Raw genomic sequence first — 16,338 nt, forward strand, 5'->3', positions numbered from 1 at the left:
TTCCCGGTTCGGCCGCCCGCAAGGGGCGGCCCCGATGCCCGGACCGGTTCAATTCACGTAGAAATTGCCGGTCGGATCCAACCGCCCGGAAGTGGAGTACAGCGTGCCGTTGTCCATGAAGAACACGGTGTTGGCAGGCACCTTCCTCGCGTTCTTCATCATGGCCTCGTGGTTCTTCTCGGCGGGAGCCATGGCCATCGCCGACATCTTGCCGGGCCCGCCATAGACATAGGCCATGCCGGCCTTCAAATCCCAGGCCGCTTCCGAGAACGCCGACGTGGCGATCACCGCGAAGGCCGCGGTAAAGATCAGGGTTTTGGACACTTTCGTCATGAGATGCTCCTCCGGATTGACGTGAACGCCCGCCAATCGGGCGCCCTGTCATCGGACGCCAGATCCCCCGGAAGCGGAAATGCCGATGCCCAATCGGTTCGATAGCCGCGGCGCATCAACATAGCGCCGGGCTATCGCATCGAAAGCGAGCCGGCATTTCAACATCGACGCGGTCTCGACGAAGCTCCTGCCATAGCCGGCGACCACCACGGTTGCGGCCAACACAGGAGAGTTCCCATGTCTAGGCATCACATCGTGTCGCGCGTGGTTTGGACAGGCGTTGCCGTTCTCGGGGCGCTGACATTTGCCACACCAGTTTTCGCCGGCGAATGTCCGGCTGGCAAGATCAAGCCGAACGCACAGCAGATGGTCGACTATAAGCCGGTCGGCGTCACCGACGTCACGCTCGGGGCGATCGACCTCGGCAAGCAGCCCGCCCATATCGATGGTCGCGAGCTGCGCTTCCGCAAGCTGACCATCGAGCCCGGCGGCATCGTGCCCTGGCACAGCCATGACGACCGCCCCGCCCTGATCTTCGTGCAGCAGGGCGAGATCGTCGAATACGCCTCCAACTGCGTCGATCCGATCGTGCACAAGGCCGGCGACATCCGTCCCGAGGTCTACGGCACCTCGCATTGGTGGAAGAACCTCGGCAAGGAAACGGTCATTCTCTATGTCGGCGATGTCCGCAAGGATCCGAACGACCATCACATGTGACGAGCGCCAAGTGTGCCGTCGTTCCGGGGCGCGAAGCGAACCCGGAACCTCGAGATTCCGGGTCTGGTGCTCCGGGCCGCATTGCGGTCCCGTGCGCACCAGCCCGGAACGACAGATCAACGGACAATCACGCCATGACCGATGTTTCCGCGCCGATCAAACCGGCCGCGACGAGGATGGATGCGCACTCGCCGGGCCTCGCCCTGCGCTCGCTCGTGATCGGCCTCACCGCATTCCTGACCGTCGTCGATCTCTTCGCGACGCAGGCGATCCTGCCTTCGCTCACGCGCCACTACGGCGTCACTCCCGCAGCGATGGGTTTTGCGGTCAACGCCAGCACCTTCGGCATGGCGGTCGCCGGTCTCGTCATCGGCTTCTTCAGCCCGCATATCGATCGGCGGACCGGTATCCTGCTCAGCCTGGCAGTTCTTGCGATCCCCACCAGCCTGTTGGCGTCCGCGCCCAATCTTGCCGTCTTCACCGCCCTGCGGGTCACGCAGGGCCTCTGCATGGCGTCCGCCTTCGCGCTCACCCTCGCTTATCTCGGCGAGCAATGCAGCGCCATGGACGCCGGCAGTGCGTTTGCCGCCTACATCACCGGCAATGTCGCCAGCAACCTCGTCGGCCGGCTGATTTCGGCGGCGGTCGCGGACGGCCTCGGCCTCGCCTGGAATTTCTATTTCTTCGCGGCGCTCAATCTGGCCGGCACGGTGCTGGTCTATTTCACCGTCGGACGCGTGCAGCCGATGCACGCGATGATGCCGGCGGCTTCACCGCTCGCCGCCACCATCGCGCATTGGCGCAATCCGCAGCTGCGAGCAGCCTTCGGCATCGGCTTCTGTATCCTCTTCGCCTTCATCGGCACCTTCACCTTCGTCAATTTCGTGCTGGTGCGGCCGCCGCTGTCGCTCGGCATGATGGATCTGGGCTTCGTCTATTTCGTCTTCCTGCCCTCCATCCTCACGACGCTTCTAGCTGGCAAGGTGGCCGCGCGACTGGGGACGCGGCCCACGATCTGGGCGGCACTCGCCGCTGCCGGGCTCGGCCTGCCCCTGATGCTGGCGCCGCATCTGGCCGAAGTGCTCGCCGGCATGGTGCTGGTCGGCATCGGCACATTCTTCGCCCAGGCCGCCGCGACGGGCTTCGTCGGACAGGCGGCTGCCGAGAACCGCGGGATTGCCAGCGGCACCTATCTGGCCTGCTACTTCTGCGGCGGGCTGGTCGGCACGGCGGTGCTGGGGCGTCTGTTCGATGAGTACGGATGGTATGCGTGCGTGGCCGGTATCGGCGCGGCGCTCGCCGCTGCGGCCCTGCTCACGCTCGCCTTGAAGCGCTAACGCCTGGGCCGTACCGCCTCGGCCGGCGTGATGCCAATCGTGCCCCGCAACCGCATGCGCTTGCACAATCCGGACGCCAGATCAGTTTCTCCCCGGGACTTCTGACCGGCCGAACCCGTTTGCGCCACGCATTTCTTTCGCACGGGTCAGACCGTGCGCCGTGTCTCCGGCATCACAAAGAAAATGAGCAAGAGCCCCGCCGCGGCAACGCCGGACAGCCCGACGAACGCCGTGGCATTGCCGAACTTGTCGCTGACATAGCCGCCAAGCACCGTGCTCAACGACGCGCCGATGCCGGTTGCGGTGCCGACGATTCCCTGCGCCAAGTTGAAATGCCCCGTGCCAAAGGCAACGTCGGCGACGATCAGCGGGACCATCACCGCGAACACCGCCGCGGTAATGCCGTCGAACACTTGCACGAGAACCAGGAGATACGGATCGCGCACGGTCGCAAACAAGAGGCCACGAATCGCCAGCGCGCCGAATCCGATCAACAGCAGGGGCCGCCGGCCCCAGAGCTGCGCCTTGCGTCCGACCGTCGGCGACAGCAGCGCCACGATCGCCTGCGGGACGACGATGCAAAAGGCGACGAGCACCGTTGCCCATTGGCTCGACCGTGCCGTCACCGCGCTCGCCATCAGCGGCATCATCGCGGCGTTCCCGAGGTGCAACAAGAGCACACTGAGTGCGAAGACGATGAGCGGACGCTGCCGGATCAGGTGCCAGATATTGGTGTCGCCGCGATCGGCGGCTTCGGGCGGCATCTCACCGTGACAGCGCCTGATGTCGATCTCATTCTCGCGGATGCGCGACAGCGCGATCAGGGTCGGGATCGCGAGCAGGAAGGTGACCAGGAACACCGAGCGGCTCGACAGGAGATAGCCCGCGGTGCCCATCACCGCCGCCGCGACGCCATTGCCCAGTGAGGCGAAGCGCGCGTTGCGGCCGAGCCGCTCGCCGATCGCGATCGGGCCGACGAGGCCGAGGCTGATCGCCGCGATCGCAGGCCCGAGCACGCAGCTCGCCATCGCATGCAGCGTGGCGGCGGTCACCACGACGGGGAAGATCGGCATCGCGGCATAGGCCAGCGCGCAAGTACCGATGGTCGCAATCGCGAGGGCGGCGACGAGACGCTCCGATTTCGCGGCATCGATAATCGCGCCCCCGGGCATCTGGCCGATCAGGGCGACAACGCCGCCGATCGACAGCACGAGGCCGATCTCGACCTGGGTCCATTTCTGCGTCGTCAGATAGACCGCGATGAAAGGACCAAATCCGGTCTGCACGTCGGCGAGGAAGAAGATGAACCAGTCGAGGCCGCGCAGGCTCTGGCGCGACGGCGCCGGAATGCCTGCAGCCGACGGCGCAACGACGTTGTCCTGCTCGACGCGGCCGCTGCGATCTGCATGGGTCAGCTTCCTCGACAACAGCACGGGCGGTCAGCCCTCCCTGCACCTCACTGGATCGCTTGCAGCGGCTGAAGGCTGCCGGACGCGCCGAGCACGACGATCGGCGTGTCTTCCTTGTATTCCGGCGCGGCCGCGACCTGCGCCTTGTTCAGTTCCAACGTGATGCTGTCCTTCTTGTTGGCGATCTTGCCGAAGCGCAGCGCGTTCCAGTCCACCACGATCTTGCGGCTGCCGACGCCGAGAAAGCCGCCGAAATCGATCACCGCGGCGCGGACATGGCCGGTGCGATCGACGATGACGTCGACGATGCGGCCCATGTCCTCGCCGGCGGCGCTGCGAACGTCGCGGCCGAGCACGCCGTGGGCCTCGCTCGCGCCGATGATGGTCACCGAGGGTGGCGGCGCGGCGTCCTTGGGCGTCACTGGAACGGTCGAGGCCGGCGGCTGCGCCGTCGCCGGCGCATTCGCTTCATCCTGGCCTGCGGGCTGATCCTCTGCGGCGCGCAATGGTCCGACCGCGAGGGCAACCATAATCGCCACACCCAGGATCAACGCTCCGATCGCACGCATGATACCCTCCTCACGACGCGCCGCTAGTGAGCCAGCACGATCGAGACCTGGATCTGGCCGCGCGTGCGCAATACCTCGAGCGCGACGTCGTCGCCATGCCGGCTAACACGCAGGTCCACGCTGGACTGGCCGAGGCGCAGATCGCGCAGGATCACCTCGTTGAGGAACGCCGGCAGATGCGGATTGCGCAGGCGAATCTCGCCGCGCGTCACGTCGAACTCGAGACCGAGCGCCGCCTCCAGCAGCGTGAACGGCGTCGCGCTGGCCCAGGCCTGAGGCGCGCAGGCGACCGGATAGAGCGTCGGGCCGCGCCGTTTCTCGCGCCGGAACCCGCAGAACAATTCGGGCAACCGGCGCAGATCCATGTAGGTCGCAGCATCGAACAGCCCCTTGAAGACATGCGCCACCGAGTGCTTGAGGCCGTAGCGCGCGAGCCCGAGCGCGATCAGCGCATTGTCGTGCGGCCAGATCGACCCGTTATGATAGGACATCGGGTTGTAGCGCACCTCGCCTTGCGCGACGGTGCGGATGCCCCAGCCCGAGAAGAAATGCGGCCGCATCAGATCGGCAGCAACGAGGCGCGCGCGGTCCTCGCGGATCATGCCGCTGAACAGGATCTGCCCGGCATTCGAGGTCCTGACCTTGCAGGGTCGCTTCTTGCCGTCGAGCGCGAGCGCATAGGTGCCGAGCTCCTCGCACCAGAACGCCTTCTCGAAGCGCTCGGCGAGCGCCCTGGCTTCGCTCTCGAGCCTGCGCATGCAGTCCGATTTGCCGAGCCGCAGCGCGCAACGCGCGGCGAGCTGCTTGGCAGCAAAGACGTAGCCCTGGACTTCCGCGAGCGCGATATTGCCCTCTGCAAGCTGGCCGTCGGCATGGAAGATCGCGTCGTAGGAGTCCTTCCAGCCCTGGTTGGCCAGCCCCTTCTCGGTCGCACGCTGGTATTCGACGAAGCCGTCCTGGTCGGGATCGCCGGGACCGTCGATCCAGGCCAGGCCCGCCTCGATCGTCGGCCAGAGCTCGATCAAGGTGGCCTCGTCGCCGGTGCGCTCGAAATAGCTGCCCGCGAGCAGCACGAACAGCGCGGTCGAATCGACACTGCCGTAATAATGCGCGAACGGCACCTCCCCGAGCGCCGCCATCTCGCCGCCGCGCATCTCGTGCAGGATCTTTCCGGGCGCGGCGTCCGCGAACGGATCGATTGCCGTGGCCTGAAAATGCCCGAGCCGGCGCAAGACACCTTTGGCGACGCGCGGATCGACCCAGAGCATCTGCAGCGCGGTGATGAGACCGTCGCGCCCGAATGTCGTCGAGTACCAGGGAATGCCGGCATAGGGGTACCGCCCCTGCGGGGTCTCGGTCATCAGCATGTTGAGGTCGGCCATGGCCTGGCACAGCACCTCGTTGAAGATATTGTTGGAGGTCTCGATGCTGGCAGCGCCCATCGTCGACTGCCGCATCTCGCGGCGATGAGCCAGAAGGCCCGGAAAGAACCGCGCCGGCCGTTCCGTCACCGGCCGGTTGCAGGAGACGGCGACGAACAGCGATTTGGCCTGGTGCGGATCGAGCTCGAGCTGCCAGGTCGCGGCATTCACGGACAGCGTGGTGGGACGCGGGTCGACATGCAGGCCGGTGGTGCGCTCGGCGTCGTCAAGGCCGCGATACTCGAACAGCACGTCGGTCGGACCCAACAGGCGGCTCGTGCCGGTCCCGCGGCGCGGGCGCCGCTCGCCGCGCACCTCGAACAGATCGGCGAAGTCATTGTCGAACAGCAGCGTCAGCTCGAAGCTGGCGCGCGCGTCGCCGTGGTTCTGCACGCCAATGCGCTGATAGGCGGCACCGCGCCACAGGAAGATCGTGCGCACGATGTGCAGCAGATCCTTTTGCAACAAGAGGCGGCCTTGGCGGTAGATGTCGGGATTGGTGAGATCGACCGTCAACGCCGAATTGTCGTCGCGCAAATTCGAGCCGAGCAGCAGCGGCTGGAGATCGTCGAGCACGAGCTCCAGCCGCGCCAGATAGCGCGTGTCGCAGTGAAACAGACCGTCCGGCCCGCCCGCCGAAGCGCCGATGTCGCCATGGCTGTCGAGCACGATGAAGGTGTCGTCGTGCTTGAGGGATCGCCGCGGCCGGGCGGCGGGCCCCGTCATCGGAATGTAGAACGTCTGCTCCGCGACGGCTTCCGTCGCCTGCGATATGGATACGATCTGGGTTACGGTTTCGGCTGCCATGAGCTGCTCCCCTGCGCCTTGATTCGAAACGCAACCAACGCGAACGAGACGGCTGGATCTACGCGGCGACCTTCGCGAGCCGGTTCATCTCCTGGGTCACCAGCTCACGGTAGGGACCGTGACCCTGCATCAGCCGGTCGGGCGCACCGTCCTCGATGATCTTACCGGCCTTGAGCACCACCACGCGATCGAAATTGCGCAGCGTCGCCAGGCGATGCGCGATCGCGATCACGGTGCGGCCACGCATCAGGCGCGACAGCGCCTCGCGGATCGCCTCCTCGGATTCGCTGTCGAGTGCTGCGGTCGCCTCATCGAGCAGCAGGATCGGCGCATCCTTCAGGAAGGCGCGCGCGATGGCGATGCGCTGGCGCTGGCCGCCGGACATCTTCACACCGCGGTCGCCGACCATGGTGTCGAGGCCGTCAGGCAGGCTCTCGACGAAGTCGCAGCGCGCCGCGATCGCCGCGCGCAGCACCTCGTCGTCGGTTGCGTTCGGCCGGCCATAGCGGATGTTCTCGCGAATGGAGCGATGAAACAAGGAAATGTCCTGCGGCACGACGGAAATCGCCTCGCGCAGGCTCAGCTGCGTCACCTTCGAGATGTCCTGGCCGTCGATGGTGATACTGCCATCGTCCACGTCGTAGAAGCGCTGGAGCAGCGTGAACAGCGTCGATTTGCCGCCGCCGGACTGCCCAACCAGTCCGACACGCTGGCCGGGCTGGAGGCGCAGGCTGAACCGCTCGAAAATCTTCTCGCCGCCGGGATAGCCGAAGGTGACGTTGTTGAACGCGATCGCGGCGCCGCTCTTCACCAGCGGCTCGGCCTCGGGGTGATCGCGCAATTCGTGCGGCACCAGCAGCGTGGCGATGGCCTCGGTCAGGCGCGCAACGTGCTGGGTGACGTCGACCAGCGCCACCGCGAGATCGCGCGTCGCGTTGAGGATGGAGAGACCGAGCGTGCAGACCAGCACGACATCGCCGGTGGTTGCCTCGCCCTTTTGCCAGAGCGTGATCGCCCAGGCCATCAGCGCCACCGTCAACAGCACGGTCACGCCGGCATGCGTCAGCCGCAGCTTCTCCAGATAGCGCAGGCTGCGGCCGCGCGCGGTGATCTCGCGGTTCACCGTCGCGTCGAACCGCTCATGCTCGTGGCTGATGCCGCAGAAGGCGCGCACCAGCGGCATGTTGCTGATGACGTCGATCATCTCGCCATCGACCACCGCGGCCTTGTCGGCGAAATCGTCATGCAGCGGCTTGCCCGCGGCTGCCAGACGAAACATCGCAATGACCATGCCACCGGCGATCACGATCAGCCCGAGGGCCATGTAGGGGCTGACGGTTCCAATCAAGGCAATTGCCGCAATTGTGGCAATGCAGGGCGGTAGCACGTTCCAGACAAACATGTTTTCGACGGTGAACACCGCGTTCGACGTCGCCGTGATGCGGCTCGTCAGCATGCCGGGCATCCGGTCCGAGAAGTAGCTCGGCGCATGTCCGGTCAGATGACGAAATATGTCACGACGTAAGTCACCCGTGACACGAACGAAGGTGAAGCTCGCCGTCCAGCTCGCGATCCGCCACAGGAAGTTGTCGGCCGTGATCAGCGACATGAGCAAAATGAATGCCAGCCATACGCTGCCACCATGTGAGGGTCCGGCGGACAAGCTGTCGACCAGGGATTTGACGCCGTATTGGGTGCCCACGGAGCAGGCGACGGCGGCCACGACCGCGGTCAGAATCAGCAAATGCGCCGCGAGGCGACGCCGAAGATAGCGCAAGACAAAGGCAAATGGCCTGCGCGCGTATCCAGAAAGCTGATCCATATGGCTATCGCCCCGTTATGCTGATTTTCGTTTCGTCACTGGTCGAGTGAACATCGACCACTTCGCCTCGGTTCCCGGGCAAGCTCATCACGACATGCGGATACGGACGATCTGCGAAGATGTGGTGGCAGCATCGCGACGATCCCCTGACGTGTCGAATATGTAACGTTTGGGGGAAGGAACTTCGCAGGTGCGGAAACGTTCCCTTGGCTGGCATTTGCCGGTGCCGTACAGGCGGGGGTTTTCAATCATGATCGCACAGAGGAGATGGTGAGATGCGCATCGCGCAGGTAGCTCCGTTGACGGAGGCTGTTCCACCCAAGCTGTATGGCGGCACCGAGCGGGTGGTGCATTGGTTGACGGAAGAGTTGGTGGCCCTTGGACACGAAGTGACATTGTTCGCCAGCGGCGACTCCCAGACGTCAGGCAAGCTGGATGCGTTGTGGCCGAAGGCGCTCCGTCTCGACGGTTCCGTGCGCGATCCCAATGCGCTGCACATGGTGCTGCTGGAGCGGGTGCGGCAAAAATGTGACGACGAGGAGTTCGACTTCCTCCACTTCCATCTCGACTACTATCCGTGGTCGCTGTTCCACCGTCAGCCGACGCCATTCGTGACTACGCTGCACGGCCGGCTCGATCTGCCGGAGCATCAGCCGGTCTTCAATACTTTCTCCAAGATGCCCGTCATTTCGATCTCCAACGCGCAGCGGCGGCCGGTGCCGCAGGCGAACTGGGTGACGACGATCCACCACGGCCTGCCGGAGAAGCTGCTGACGCCGAAGGCGGCAAAACAGGAATATCTCGCCGTGCTCGGCCGCATCGCGCCGGAGAAGGGCGTCGACCGCGCCATCAAGATCGCAACCCATTGCGGTATTCCGCTGAAGATCGCGGCCAAGGTCGATCGCGCCGATCAGGATTACTACGACGAATTGATCCGGCCGATGATCGAGAACAATCCGCTGGTCGACTTCATCGGCGAGATCAGCGATCACGAGAAGTCCGATTTCCTGAGCGGCGCGCTCGGGCTTCTGCTGCCGATCGACTGGCCGGAGCCGTTCGGCCTCGTCATGATCGAGGCCATGGCGTGCGGAACGCCGGTCGTCGCCTTCAACCGGGGCTCGGTGCCGGAGATCATCGATGAGGGCCTCACCGGCTTCATCGTCGAGGATGTCATCAGCGCGGCGGGAGTGGTGAACCGCCTTCCGCAACTCGACCGCGCCGCGATCCGCAAGCAGTTCGAGACGCGCTTCACGGCACGCCGCATGGCGCTGGACTATCTCGCGGCCTACCGCAGCCTGACCGAGGCAAAGGCGCCGCGGATCAAGCTGGTGAGCAGCGCAGAGTAGCTGGTCGCTCTCACCTCAAGGCACACTGTCATGCCCCGGCTTGACCGGGGCATCCGGTACTCCGCAGCTTCTCGGCTCAAGCACCGCGGTCTCATCGTCGAAGTCGCGCGTATCGGAAAACGGCAGCGCGTTGAGCATGGCCGCGTGCTGCGCGACCACGGAGGGCGTTGCGTCCTTCGGCTCGTTGATGATGTCGGTCATGTTTGTTTCCTCCCCTCCCGTGTCTATCTGGCGGTTGGCAAGAAAAGGATACGTAGCCCGGATTGCGCGCAGCGCAATCCGGGATTCTCTTGCGTCAGGACGAAGCTCCCGGATTACGCTTGCGCTCCATCCCATCTACGACGTTTTCGTCCGGCTACATCCCCAGCAGCCGTGGCAGCCACAACGACAGGCCGGGCCAATAGGTCACCACCACCAGGAATCCGAGCATGGTCAGCAGCCACGGCCACACCGCCACCGTGAGCTCGGTGATGCCCATCTTGGCGATGCCCGAGGCGACGTAGAGGTTGAGGCCGACGGGCGGATGGCACAGTCCGACCTCCATGTTGACCGTCATCAGGATGCCGAAATGAATGGGGTCGATGCCGAGCTTGACCGCGACGGGAAACAGGATCGGGGCCATGATCAGGATGATCGAGGACGGCTCCATCACGTTGCCAGCCAGCAGCAGCAGCAGGTTGACGAGCGGAGCCGAGCGGGATGGTGAGATACACCATCCACATCGGCGCTTCGAGATCGTTGGACTGCTGACCGGTCTGCCACATCTGGCTGACGAACGCGGCGCCGAAATAGGCGACGATGGCGGTGAACAGCGCGCCGCAGAGAAGGCCGAAGGTGATCACGCGCCGGCGCGATCCGCCCGGGAGGATATTGACCAGGACGTCGACGCCGACATGGATGCCGGTCCGCACGCCGTAGGCGGCGCCGAATTTCGCCATCCAGATGAACATGTAGATGCAGAGCTCCTGCGCCCAGGACAGGTCGAGCGAGGCAAGCCAGGCGAACGCGGCGCGCGCGGACTCGGCGAGAAAGGCCAGGTTGCGGGCTTCCGCCCATCTGGCGATGTCGATCGACAGTCCGGCGCCGTAGCGATGCAGCACCGCGACGAAGATGAGCGACGTCGCAGCCGCGATCATCGTCGCAATCAGCCATTCCTCGAGATGATCGAGAAAACGATTCAGCAAGCGCAGCAACTTGGTCCCCCCGGGTTGGATCATTCAAGCGCAACGGCCGGGAGCGATCACCCCCGACCGTTGGTCGTGTTCTTATTGGACCGCAGCCGTCAGTTCATCTTGACGTCGAGTTCCTTGGCAATGAGATCGAGCACCTCCTGCCCGACCCGCCCCTTGGCCCATTTGTAAGTCGGCTGCAACGCCTCCTGCCACGCCTTGCGGTCGGCGTCGGTGAGATAATGCAGATTGGTCTTGCCGGTCTTCTTGATCTCGGCCAGCGCATCCTCGTTCTCCTGGCGCGCGATCGAGTTGGTGTAGTCGGTCGCCTCCGCCATCGCCTTGTCGAGCTGGGTACGGATATCAGGCGGCAGGCCGGACCAGAATTTCGAGTTGACGATCACGGCGTATTGCAGATGCGCGTGATAGGACACGGTGATGTCCTTCTGCACCTCGTAGAACTTCTGCGTCAGATAGTTCGACGCCGTGTTCTCGCAGCCGTCGACCACGCCGGTCTGCAAGGCCTGGTAAACTTCCGAGAACGCCATGATCTGCGGAATCGATCCCAGCAAGCGGAAATACTGGTCGGCGATCTTCGAACCGGAGATGCGGAACTTGAGGCCCTGGAAATCGGTCGGCTTCATCAGCGGCCGATTCGCGGAGACCATGTGGAAGCCGTTGTCCCAATAAGCGAGGCCGGTGATGCCCTTGGCCTCGAGCTTCTGGAACAGCCATTTGCCGACCGTACCCTTCATCGCGTTGGCGTAGGTCTGGTCGTCCTTGAACAGCCAGGGCAAGTCGAGCGCCTCGAACTCCTTGATGCCGAGCGGGGCGAACTTCGCGGTCGAGGGCGCAAGCATCTGCACCGAACCGAGCTGCAGCGCCTCGATCTCCTCCTTGTCCTTGTAGAGCGTGGAGTTCGGATAGACTTCGACCTTGACCTTGCCGTCGGTGTATTTTTCAGCGAGCTCCTTGAACTTCAGCGCGCCCTTGCCCTTGGGGGTGTCGCTGGCGACGACGTGGCTGAACTTGATGACAATAGGACTCTGGGCTTGGGCAATGGCGGGAGCCAAGAGAACAGCCGCGGCAGCGACCGCGGCAAACAGCTTGCGCATGAAGGTACCTCCCAACAACTCTGAAATCGGGTTCTTTTTGTTTTTCAGGCCAGTAGTGGCAGCAATCCGCCACGCGAACAACTAGACCTAAGCCCAATTTTGTCGAAGCCAAGCTAACTTGACGACCGCCGCATGCGCAACCCGGTGCCCGCGCGCGTCCAAGGGAGCGAGCGCTTATGCCGCATTGCGGCAGTGCAATCAGCCTTTGCGCTGGGCGACCATGAAGAGGCGCCGGAACGGGAACAGCGTCTGCCCCGCCGCATTCTTCGGATAGGCCTTTGCGACGCGCATCCCATAGGCGGCTTCGAACGCCGCTTTCTCATCGCCTTGCAAGACATCGAGATAGCGCGTCAGCCAGGTCCCCTTGGTCCATTCCTTCACGGGGTTCTCGCCTTCGAGCACCTGCAGATATTCGGTCTCCCAGATGTCGATGTTGGCCGACATCGGCGCGAGAAGATCATGATAGAAGGCCGGCCCTTCCACCGGCGGCGGGGTGACGAGATGCTCCACCTTGGATCGCCACGGACCGTCTAGCGCGGTCTCGCCGATCAGCACATGCGAAGGCGCGAGAAAATTGCGCGGCATCTGCACCGCGAGCATGCCGCCACGCGTCACCTTCTCCATCAGCGACGGAAACAGTGCCGCATGATCGGGCAGCCAGTGCAGTGCGGCATTGGAATAGATCAAGTCGTAGTGCTGTGTGGGGCGCCAATGGCCGAGATCCTCATGCGACCACTCCACATCAGGCGCGGCCTTCCGTCCCGCGGCAACCATCTCAGCCGAGCCCTCGACGCCAGTCACACGTGCATCCGGCCAGCGCTCCCTGATCAATTTGGTGACGTTGCCTGCGCCGGCGCCGAGATCGGCGATGGCGCGCGGGGCAAAATCCGGAATCCGCATCAACAGATCGACGGCGGGCCGGAGCCGATGGCCGGAGAACTTCAGATATTGCTGCGGATCCCAGACCATCTTCGCCTCTTCTTTTTCGGGTTTCCTTCGCCAGAGCTCTTGGTTACCACTGCTCGTCCCGGTCGGGCAATTCGCAAGCCTCCGGGACAGGGCAGGAAACGAACAGCAAAAAAGTAAAGCAACAACCAAGAGAGCGTGTGACCATGGACCTCGGGCTCAAATCGAAAACCGCTGTCGTCACGGGTGCGAGCATCGGCATCGGCCGCGCCATTGCCAAGGGCCTGGCGGCCGAAGGCGTGCGTGTCGTCGGCGTGGCGCGCCGCACCGATCTGCTTGCCGAGCTAGTGAAAGAAGTCGGAGGCGGATTGATCACGCCGTTCGAGCAGGACGTGATGGCCAAGGGCGCCGCCGAGAACATCGCGGCCTTCGCGCTGAAGGAGTTCGGCCACGTCGACATCCTCGTCAACAATGCCGGCGGCAGCCGTCCCCTCCCCGTCGACGCGCCCGACGGCAAATGGGACGAGGCGATCGCGCTCAACTTCACCAGCTACCGCCGCATCGCCCATGCGTTGCTGCGGCAGATGATCGAACGCAAATGGGGCCGCATCATCAACATCACCGGCAAGTCCGAGCCGGAAGGCCTCAATGCCGCCTTCGCCGCCAAGGCCGCCGTGCATGCCTGGGCCAAGGGCCTATCACGCGAGATCGGCGCCCACGGCATCACCATCAACTGCATCCCGCCCGGCCGCATCATGAGCGAACAGATCCGCCGCAACTATCCGCCGGATTATCGCGAGCGCTTTGCCGAAGAAGAAATCCCGGTCGGCTATTGGGGCGAGCCGGAGGATCTGGCGGCACTCGCGGTGTTTCTGGCCTCGCCTGTGGCGCGCTACATCACGGGCGCGGTGATCCCGGTGGATGGGGGCTTGCGGAGGTATCAGTTCTAGGGCGGGGCCTCTTGGCCACCGTCTGGCACGCCGCCGACAGTCGGTCTGACCGTCAGCGGCCACTCGGGTCGGGACGGCATGTTGTGCCAGCTGCACTCCCGACGGCCGCATTACCGCCTGACCTCACGGTTTGACGTAGCTCCAGCCCTGCTCCTGCAGCTCCATGACGCGAACGACGCCAGATTTGACGACGGTCGCCTGTGGAATCAGGCTTATGTCCTTGTTCTCCGCCTTACGCATGTTTTCCCGGGTATTGCCGCAGGCTTTGAAAGAGATTTCGGGATGGCTCATCGCGAGCACTTCAATGCGCGGCTTTACCGGCGAAGTGTCATCGCGCAGCATGTGAAGGCCAGGACCAAAGGTGACGACCTCGATCGACACTGCCTCACCGAGGTCGTGGTAGTATTCGGCGACGTTGGTCGCGTTGTTGAGGACCAGGTTCATCATCGCAGGGTCGTTGGAATTGACCTGCAATATGAGCTGATGCGGCTTTTTGTCGATTTCGGGTTTTGTCGCCTGAGCCAGCGCCGCCCTTGTCGCGGTGATTTGCTTGCTCGTGTGAGTCTGCCCCGGCTTGCTCGCCTGCTTCTGGACCGAATGCTTCGGACGGCTCGCTTGGCTCGTCGCGCTCGACTGCGGGATCAACCGGTTGTCCTGCTGCGCCTGCGCGCTCGGTTCGACCAGAAGCAGCATCGCCAGGCCGCTGATGACTGCCGCCGCCAACTTTGGATTGTTCATCTCGTGTCTCCCCTTCCCTGACCATCACCTTGCTGGTCTGGCGACGCTATGTGGCCATTTGCATGCAACCGCCATTTTCTTGCGCACGTTTTCGAATCCGCTGAGCAGGAATTGTCCGTCTTGCGCCGGACCAGTGCGGGTGAAAAGGCGCACAACGATGTGACCATCCTCGGGTAGCGAGCTCAGCAACTTTACGACGTCGCCGCCGAAAGCGACGCCGGAGCCGAATGACGGCGACGCTGCCGTCAATTGCATTGGCGTGTCCGCATTCAGCCGAAAGGAGATGACGTATTCGTTGGCGCTCCGTGACAGCGCCGGTCCGGCGACCGTGACTTCCGTGCGCCCTCGGCGGCAGTGGATCGCGAGTTGCATCGTGCCACCATCCGAGCTGCCGACGGACGAGGTGGTGGCGGTGACGACCGGTGAATAATCGACTGGCGAGGTGGTCTCGCTGATCAGCCAGCCACCGTCTGACGCCCGCCGCCCGGGCGGCGGAAGCTTGCCTGACAGATCTTGCGGACATTCCTGCCGGGCTTGCCCCTCCGTCGCCGAACAAGCCCGAAGTGTTTCCATGGGATCGCTCGTGTTTTGCGCATAAGCGATTCCGCAGGCTACGTTCAAGGCGACGGCTAGCGGAGGAGCGGCACTCTTCATGGCCTCGCCTGTACGCTGCGCGCCTTGCGATCCAGCCATTCCTGCGCGGCTTGGAAGCGGGTGAGCCCGGGGACGGATGCCGCGAGATTGATCGACTGCCATTTCGGATCGAAACCGGGTCCCTGCAGGCGGTCAATTCGCGAGAACAGGTACTCGACGAGGCGCGCCACGCGTTGATAGTGATTTGAGCGCGGCGGCCAGTTGAACGCAACCAGCGCCGTCGGCACCGCGATGGTCGAGACCCGCTCACCTGGCTTGATCAGATTGGGATACTCGTTGGCGTCCAAGGTCGCCGGCAGATAATAGTCCTCGAACTGCCTGTCGTAGTGGACCGGGAGGAACTTGAATCCAGCCTCCCAGCGGCCCCGTACGAAGGCATCGACGGGTTTCGATGTGATGAACACGACGGCCGACATCTCGCCTTTGCGCATCTGTTCCAAGGCCACCTGATGCGGAATGAACGTCTTGTCGACGTCGATGCCGAGACGGCTGAAGATCAGCGGTCCAGAATAGGCGGCTGCGGTGCCCAGCGTGTTGAAGTTCACCTTCTTGCCGGCAAGATCTTGCAGGCTCGTGATTTCCGGTCGCACGAAAATGTGCAACTCGGACGGGAACAGATTGAGCAAGTAGGTGATGCGGCTTTGGATCTGCGGAACCTGAAGCTTGTACTCGTCCAGCGCGTCGGAATTGATGATGGCTGTATCGACACCACGCAAATAGAGCAGCGCATTCAGATTGTCGGTGGCGCCTCGGGTGACGATCGGCAGGAGATGCAGCTCTGCTCCGTCATCGACGACACGGGCCATTTCCGCCGCAAGGCGGATCGGCGCGCCCTCGAGCAGCCCGCCGGCGAGCCCGACTGTCCAGGCGTTCATCCGCTGCTTTTCGCTCTCCTGAGAGAGCGGCCGTCGGACTATTTGTGCATCCGTCTTGGCGGTTCTTGCGGTTTGTGCTTCCAGGCAAGCCGGTTGAAGCAGCATGGCAATCGGCACCAGCGCGGCCAGCAGGAGCGACGAGAGCGACTTTGGCACCTTGTTCATGTTGT

The 16,338-nt window shown here is 63.8% G+C and carries 15 protein-coding genes and 2 pseudogenes; 4 read left to right on the plus strand and 13 right to left on the minus strand.

Going from position 1 to position 16,338, the window contains the following annotated elements; translation table 11 throughout:
• Positions 1-48: 48 nt before the first annotated feature.
• Positions 49-333, minus strand: coding sequence for a hypothetical protein (locus EAV90_RS26915; protein ID WP_122406772.1), 285 nt, complete (start codon positions 331-333; stop codon positions 49-51).
• Between the two features lie 237 nt (positions 334-570).
• Here EAV90_RS26915 and EAV90_RS26920 point away from each other — a divergent pair, with 237 nt between their 5' ends.
• Positions 571-1,050 carry a cupin domain-containing protein gene (locus EAV90_RS26920; protein WP_122404394.1) on the plus strand — a complete coding sequence of 160 codons (480 nt, stop codon included), beginning with the start codon at positions 571-573 and terminating at the stop codon, positions 1,048-1,050.
• Positions 1,051-1,184: 134 nt separating this feature from the next.
• A complete protein-coding gene (locus EAV90_RS26925; RefSeq protein ID WP_122404395.1) occupies positions 1,185-2,387 on the plus strand; it encodes an MFS transporter in 1,203 nt (400 codons plus the stop codon).
• A gap of 146 nt (positions 2,388-2,533) precedes the next feature.
• Here the strand turns inward: EAV90_RS26925 and EAV90_RS26930 are convergent, their stop codons facing one another.
• The 4 genes from EAV90_RS26930 to EAV90_RS26945 are packed head-to-tail and all read right to left on the minus strand — an operon-like array spanning position 2,534 to position 8,415.
• Positions 2,534-3,820 (minus strand): MFS transporter, encoded by a 1,287-nt coding sequence (locus EAV90_RS26930; RefSeq protein WP_129145169.1) that lies wholly within the window; start codon positions 3,818-3,820, stop codon positions 2,534-2,536.
• Positions 3,821-3,843: 23 nt separating this feature from the next.
• Entirely contained in the window at positions 3,844-4,365 is a 522-nt protein-coding gene (locus tag EAV90_RS26935; RefSeq protein WP_162500385.1) for a PRC-barrel domain-containing protein, read from the minus strand.
• Positions 4,366-4,388: 23 nt separating this feature from the next.
• Complete coding sequence (locus tag EAV90_RS26940; protein ID WP_129145170.1) at positions 4,389-6,593, minus strand: amylo-alpha-1,6-glucosidase; 2,205 nt, start codon at positions 6,591-6,593, stop codon at positions 4,389-4,391.
• A gap of 58 nt (positions 6,594-6,651) precedes the next feature.
• Positions 6,652-8,415 (minus strand): ABC transporter ATP-binding protein, encoded by a 1,764-nt coding sequence (locus EAV90_RS26945; RefSeq protein WP_122404396.1) that lies wholly within the window; start codon positions 8,413-8,415, stop codon positions 6,652-6,654.
• Between the two features lie 275 nt (positions 8,416-8,690).
• Here EAV90_RS26945 and EAV90_RS26950 point away from each other — a divergent pair, with 275 nt between their 5' ends.
• The gene (locus EAV90_RS26950; RefSeq protein WP_122404397.1) at positions 8,691-9,761 is read left to right on the plus strand and encodes a glycosyltransferase family 4 protein; all 1,071 of its coding nucleotides are present in this window, start codon (positions 8,691-8,693) and stop codon (positions 9,759-9,761) included.
• Between the two features lie 15 nt (positions 9,762-9,776).
• Here EAV90_RS26950 and EAV90_RS26955 read toward each other — a convergent pair whose 3' ends face one another.
• The 5 genes and pseudogenes from EAV90_RS26955 to EAV90_RS26970 form a co-directional block, all read right to left on the minus strand.
• The gene (locus tag EAV90_RS26955) at positions 9,777-9,962 is read right to left on the minus strand and encodes a hypothetical protein (RefSeq protein ID WP_129145171.1); all 186 of its coding nucleotides are present in this window, start codon (positions 9,960-9,962) and stop codon (positions 9,777-9,779) included.
• A gap of 154 nt (positions 9,963-10,116) precedes the next feature.
• Positions 10,117-10,446, minus strand: a pseudogene (locus EAV90_RS40785) (TRAP transporter large permease subunit); the annotation flags it as partial.
• A 1-nt stretch (position 10,447) separates the two neighbouring features.
• Positions 10,448-10,978, minus strand: a pseudogene (locus EAV90_RS40790) (TRAP transporter small permease); the annotation flags it as partial.
• 65 nt (positions 10,979-11,043) lie between these two features.
• Positions 11,044-12,045 carry a DctP family TRAP transporter solute-binding subunit gene (locus tag EAV90_RS26965; protein ID WP_122404399.1) on the minus strand — a complete coding sequence of 334 codons (1,002 nt, stop codon included), beginning with the start codon at positions 12,043-12,045 and terminating at the stop codon, positions 11,044-11,046.
• 198 nt (positions 12,046-12,243) lie between these two features.
• On the minus strand, positions 12,244-13,014 hold the full coding sequence (locus EAV90_RS26970) for a methyltransferase domain-containing protein (RefSeq protein WP_122404400.1): 771 nt from the start codon (positions 13,012-13,014) through the stop codon (positions 12,244-12,246).
• 143 nt (positions 13,015-13,157) lie between these two features.
• Here EAV90_RS26970 and EAV90_RS26975 point away from each other — a divergent pair, with 143 nt between their 5' ends.
• Positions 13,158-13,901: an SDR family NAD(P)-dependent oxidoreductase gene (locus EAV90_RS26975; RefSeq protein ID WP_122404401.1), complete on the plus strand. Its 744-nt coding sequence runs from the start codon at positions 13,158-13,160 to the stop codon at positions 13,899-13,901.
• Positions 13,902-14,024: 123 nt separating this feature from the next.
• Here EAV90_RS26975 and EAV90_RS26980 read toward each other — a convergent pair whose 3' ends face one another.
• Genes EAV90_RS26980 through EAV90_RS26990 form a run of 3 tightly spaced genes read right to left on the minus strand, consistent with a single transcriptional unit; the run spans position 14,025 to position 16,333 of the window.
• The gene (locus tag EAV90_RS26980) at positions 14,025-14,639 is read right to left on the minus strand and encodes a DsrE family protein (protein ID WP_160118846.1); all 615 of its coding nucleotides are present in this window, start codon (positions 14,637-14,639) and stop codon (positions 14,025-14,027) included.
• A gap of 24 nt (positions 14,640-14,663) precedes the next feature.
• Complete coding sequence (locus EAV90_RS26985; RefSeq protein WP_244607692.1) at positions 14,664-15,293, minus strand: hypothetical protein; 630 nt, start codon at positions 15,291-15,293, stop codon at positions 14,664-14,666.
• The gene (locus EAV90_RS26990; RefSeq protein ID WP_122404403.1) at positions 15,290-16,333 is read right to left on the minus strand and encodes a TAXI family TRAP transporter solute-binding subunit; all 1,044 of its coding nucleotides are present in this window, start codon (positions 16,331-16,333) and stop codon (positions 15,290-15,292) included. Before EAV90_RS26990 ends, EAV90_RS26985 begins: the two co-directional genes overlap by 4 nt.
• Positions 16,334-16,338: the final 5 nt, after the last annotated feature.

Origin of the sequence: Bradyrhizobium vignae (genome assembly GCF_004114425.1) — a bacterium.
In the GTDB taxonomy this organism is placed as follows: Bacteria; Pseudomonadota; Alphaproteobacteria; order Rhizobiales; family Xanthobacteraceae; genus Bradyrhizobium; species Bradyrhizobium vignae.

Bases quoted from the DNA above. Each gene is read 5' to 3' on its own strand.
- EAV90_RS26925 (WP_122404395.1), top strand. From the start codon at position 1,185: ATGACCGATGTTTCCGCGCCGATCAAACCGGCCGCGACGAGGATGGAT.
- EAV90_RS26980 (WP_160118846.1), bottom strand. From the start codon at position 14,639: ATGAACAATCCAAAGTTGGCGGCGGCAGTCATCAGCGGCCTGGCGATG.
- EAV90_RS26920 (WP_122404394.1), top strand. From the start codon at position 571: ATGTCTAGGCATCACATCGTGTCGCGCGTGGTTTGGACAGGCGTTGCC.
- EAV90_RS26915 (WP_122406772.1), bottom strand. From the start codon at position 333: ATGACGAAAGTGTCCAAAACCCTGATCTTTACCGCGGCCTTCGCGGTG.
- EAV90_RS26975 (WP_122404401.1), top strand. From the start codon at position 13,158: ATGGACCTCGGGCTCAAATCGAAAACCGCTGTCGTCACGGGTGCGAGC.
- EAV90_RS26990 (WP_122404403.1), bottom strand. From the start codon at position 16,333: ATGAACAAGGTGCCAAAGTCGCTCTCGTCGCTCCTGCTGGCCGCGCTG.
- EAV90_RS26965 (WP_122404399.1), bottom strand. From the start codon at position 12,045: ATGCGCAAGCTGTTTGCCGCGGTCGCTGCCGCGGCTGTTCTCTTGGCT.
- EAV90_RS26970 (WP_122404400.1), bottom strand. From the start codon at position 13,014: ATGGTCTGGGATCCGCAGCAATATCTGAAGTTCTCCGGCCATCGGCTC.
- EAV90_RS26950 (WP_122404397.1), top strand. From the start codon at position 8,691: ATGCGCATCGCGCAGGTAGCTCCGTTGACGGAGGCTGTTCCACCCAAG.
- EAV90_RS26985 (WP_244607692.1), bottom strand. From the start codon at position 15,293: ATGAAGAGTGCCGCTCCTCCGCTAGCCGTCGCCTTGAACGTAGCCTGC.
- EAV90_RS26955 (WP_129145171.1), bottom strand. From the start codon at position 9,962: ATGACCGACATCATCAACGAGCCGAAGGACGCAACGCCCTCCGTGGTC.
- EAV90_RS26935 (WP_162500385.1), bottom strand. From the start codon at position 4,365: ATGCGTGCGATCGGAGCGTTGATCCTGGGTGTGGCGATTATGGTTGCC.
- EAV90_RS26940 (WP_129145170.1), bottom strand. From the start codon at position 6,593: ATGGCAGCCGAAACCGTAACCCAGATCGTATCCATATCGCAGGCGACG.
- EAV90_RS26945 (WP_122404396.1), bottom strand. From the start codon at position 8,415: ATGGATCAGCTTTCTGGATACGCGCGCAGGCCATTTGCCTTTGTCTTG.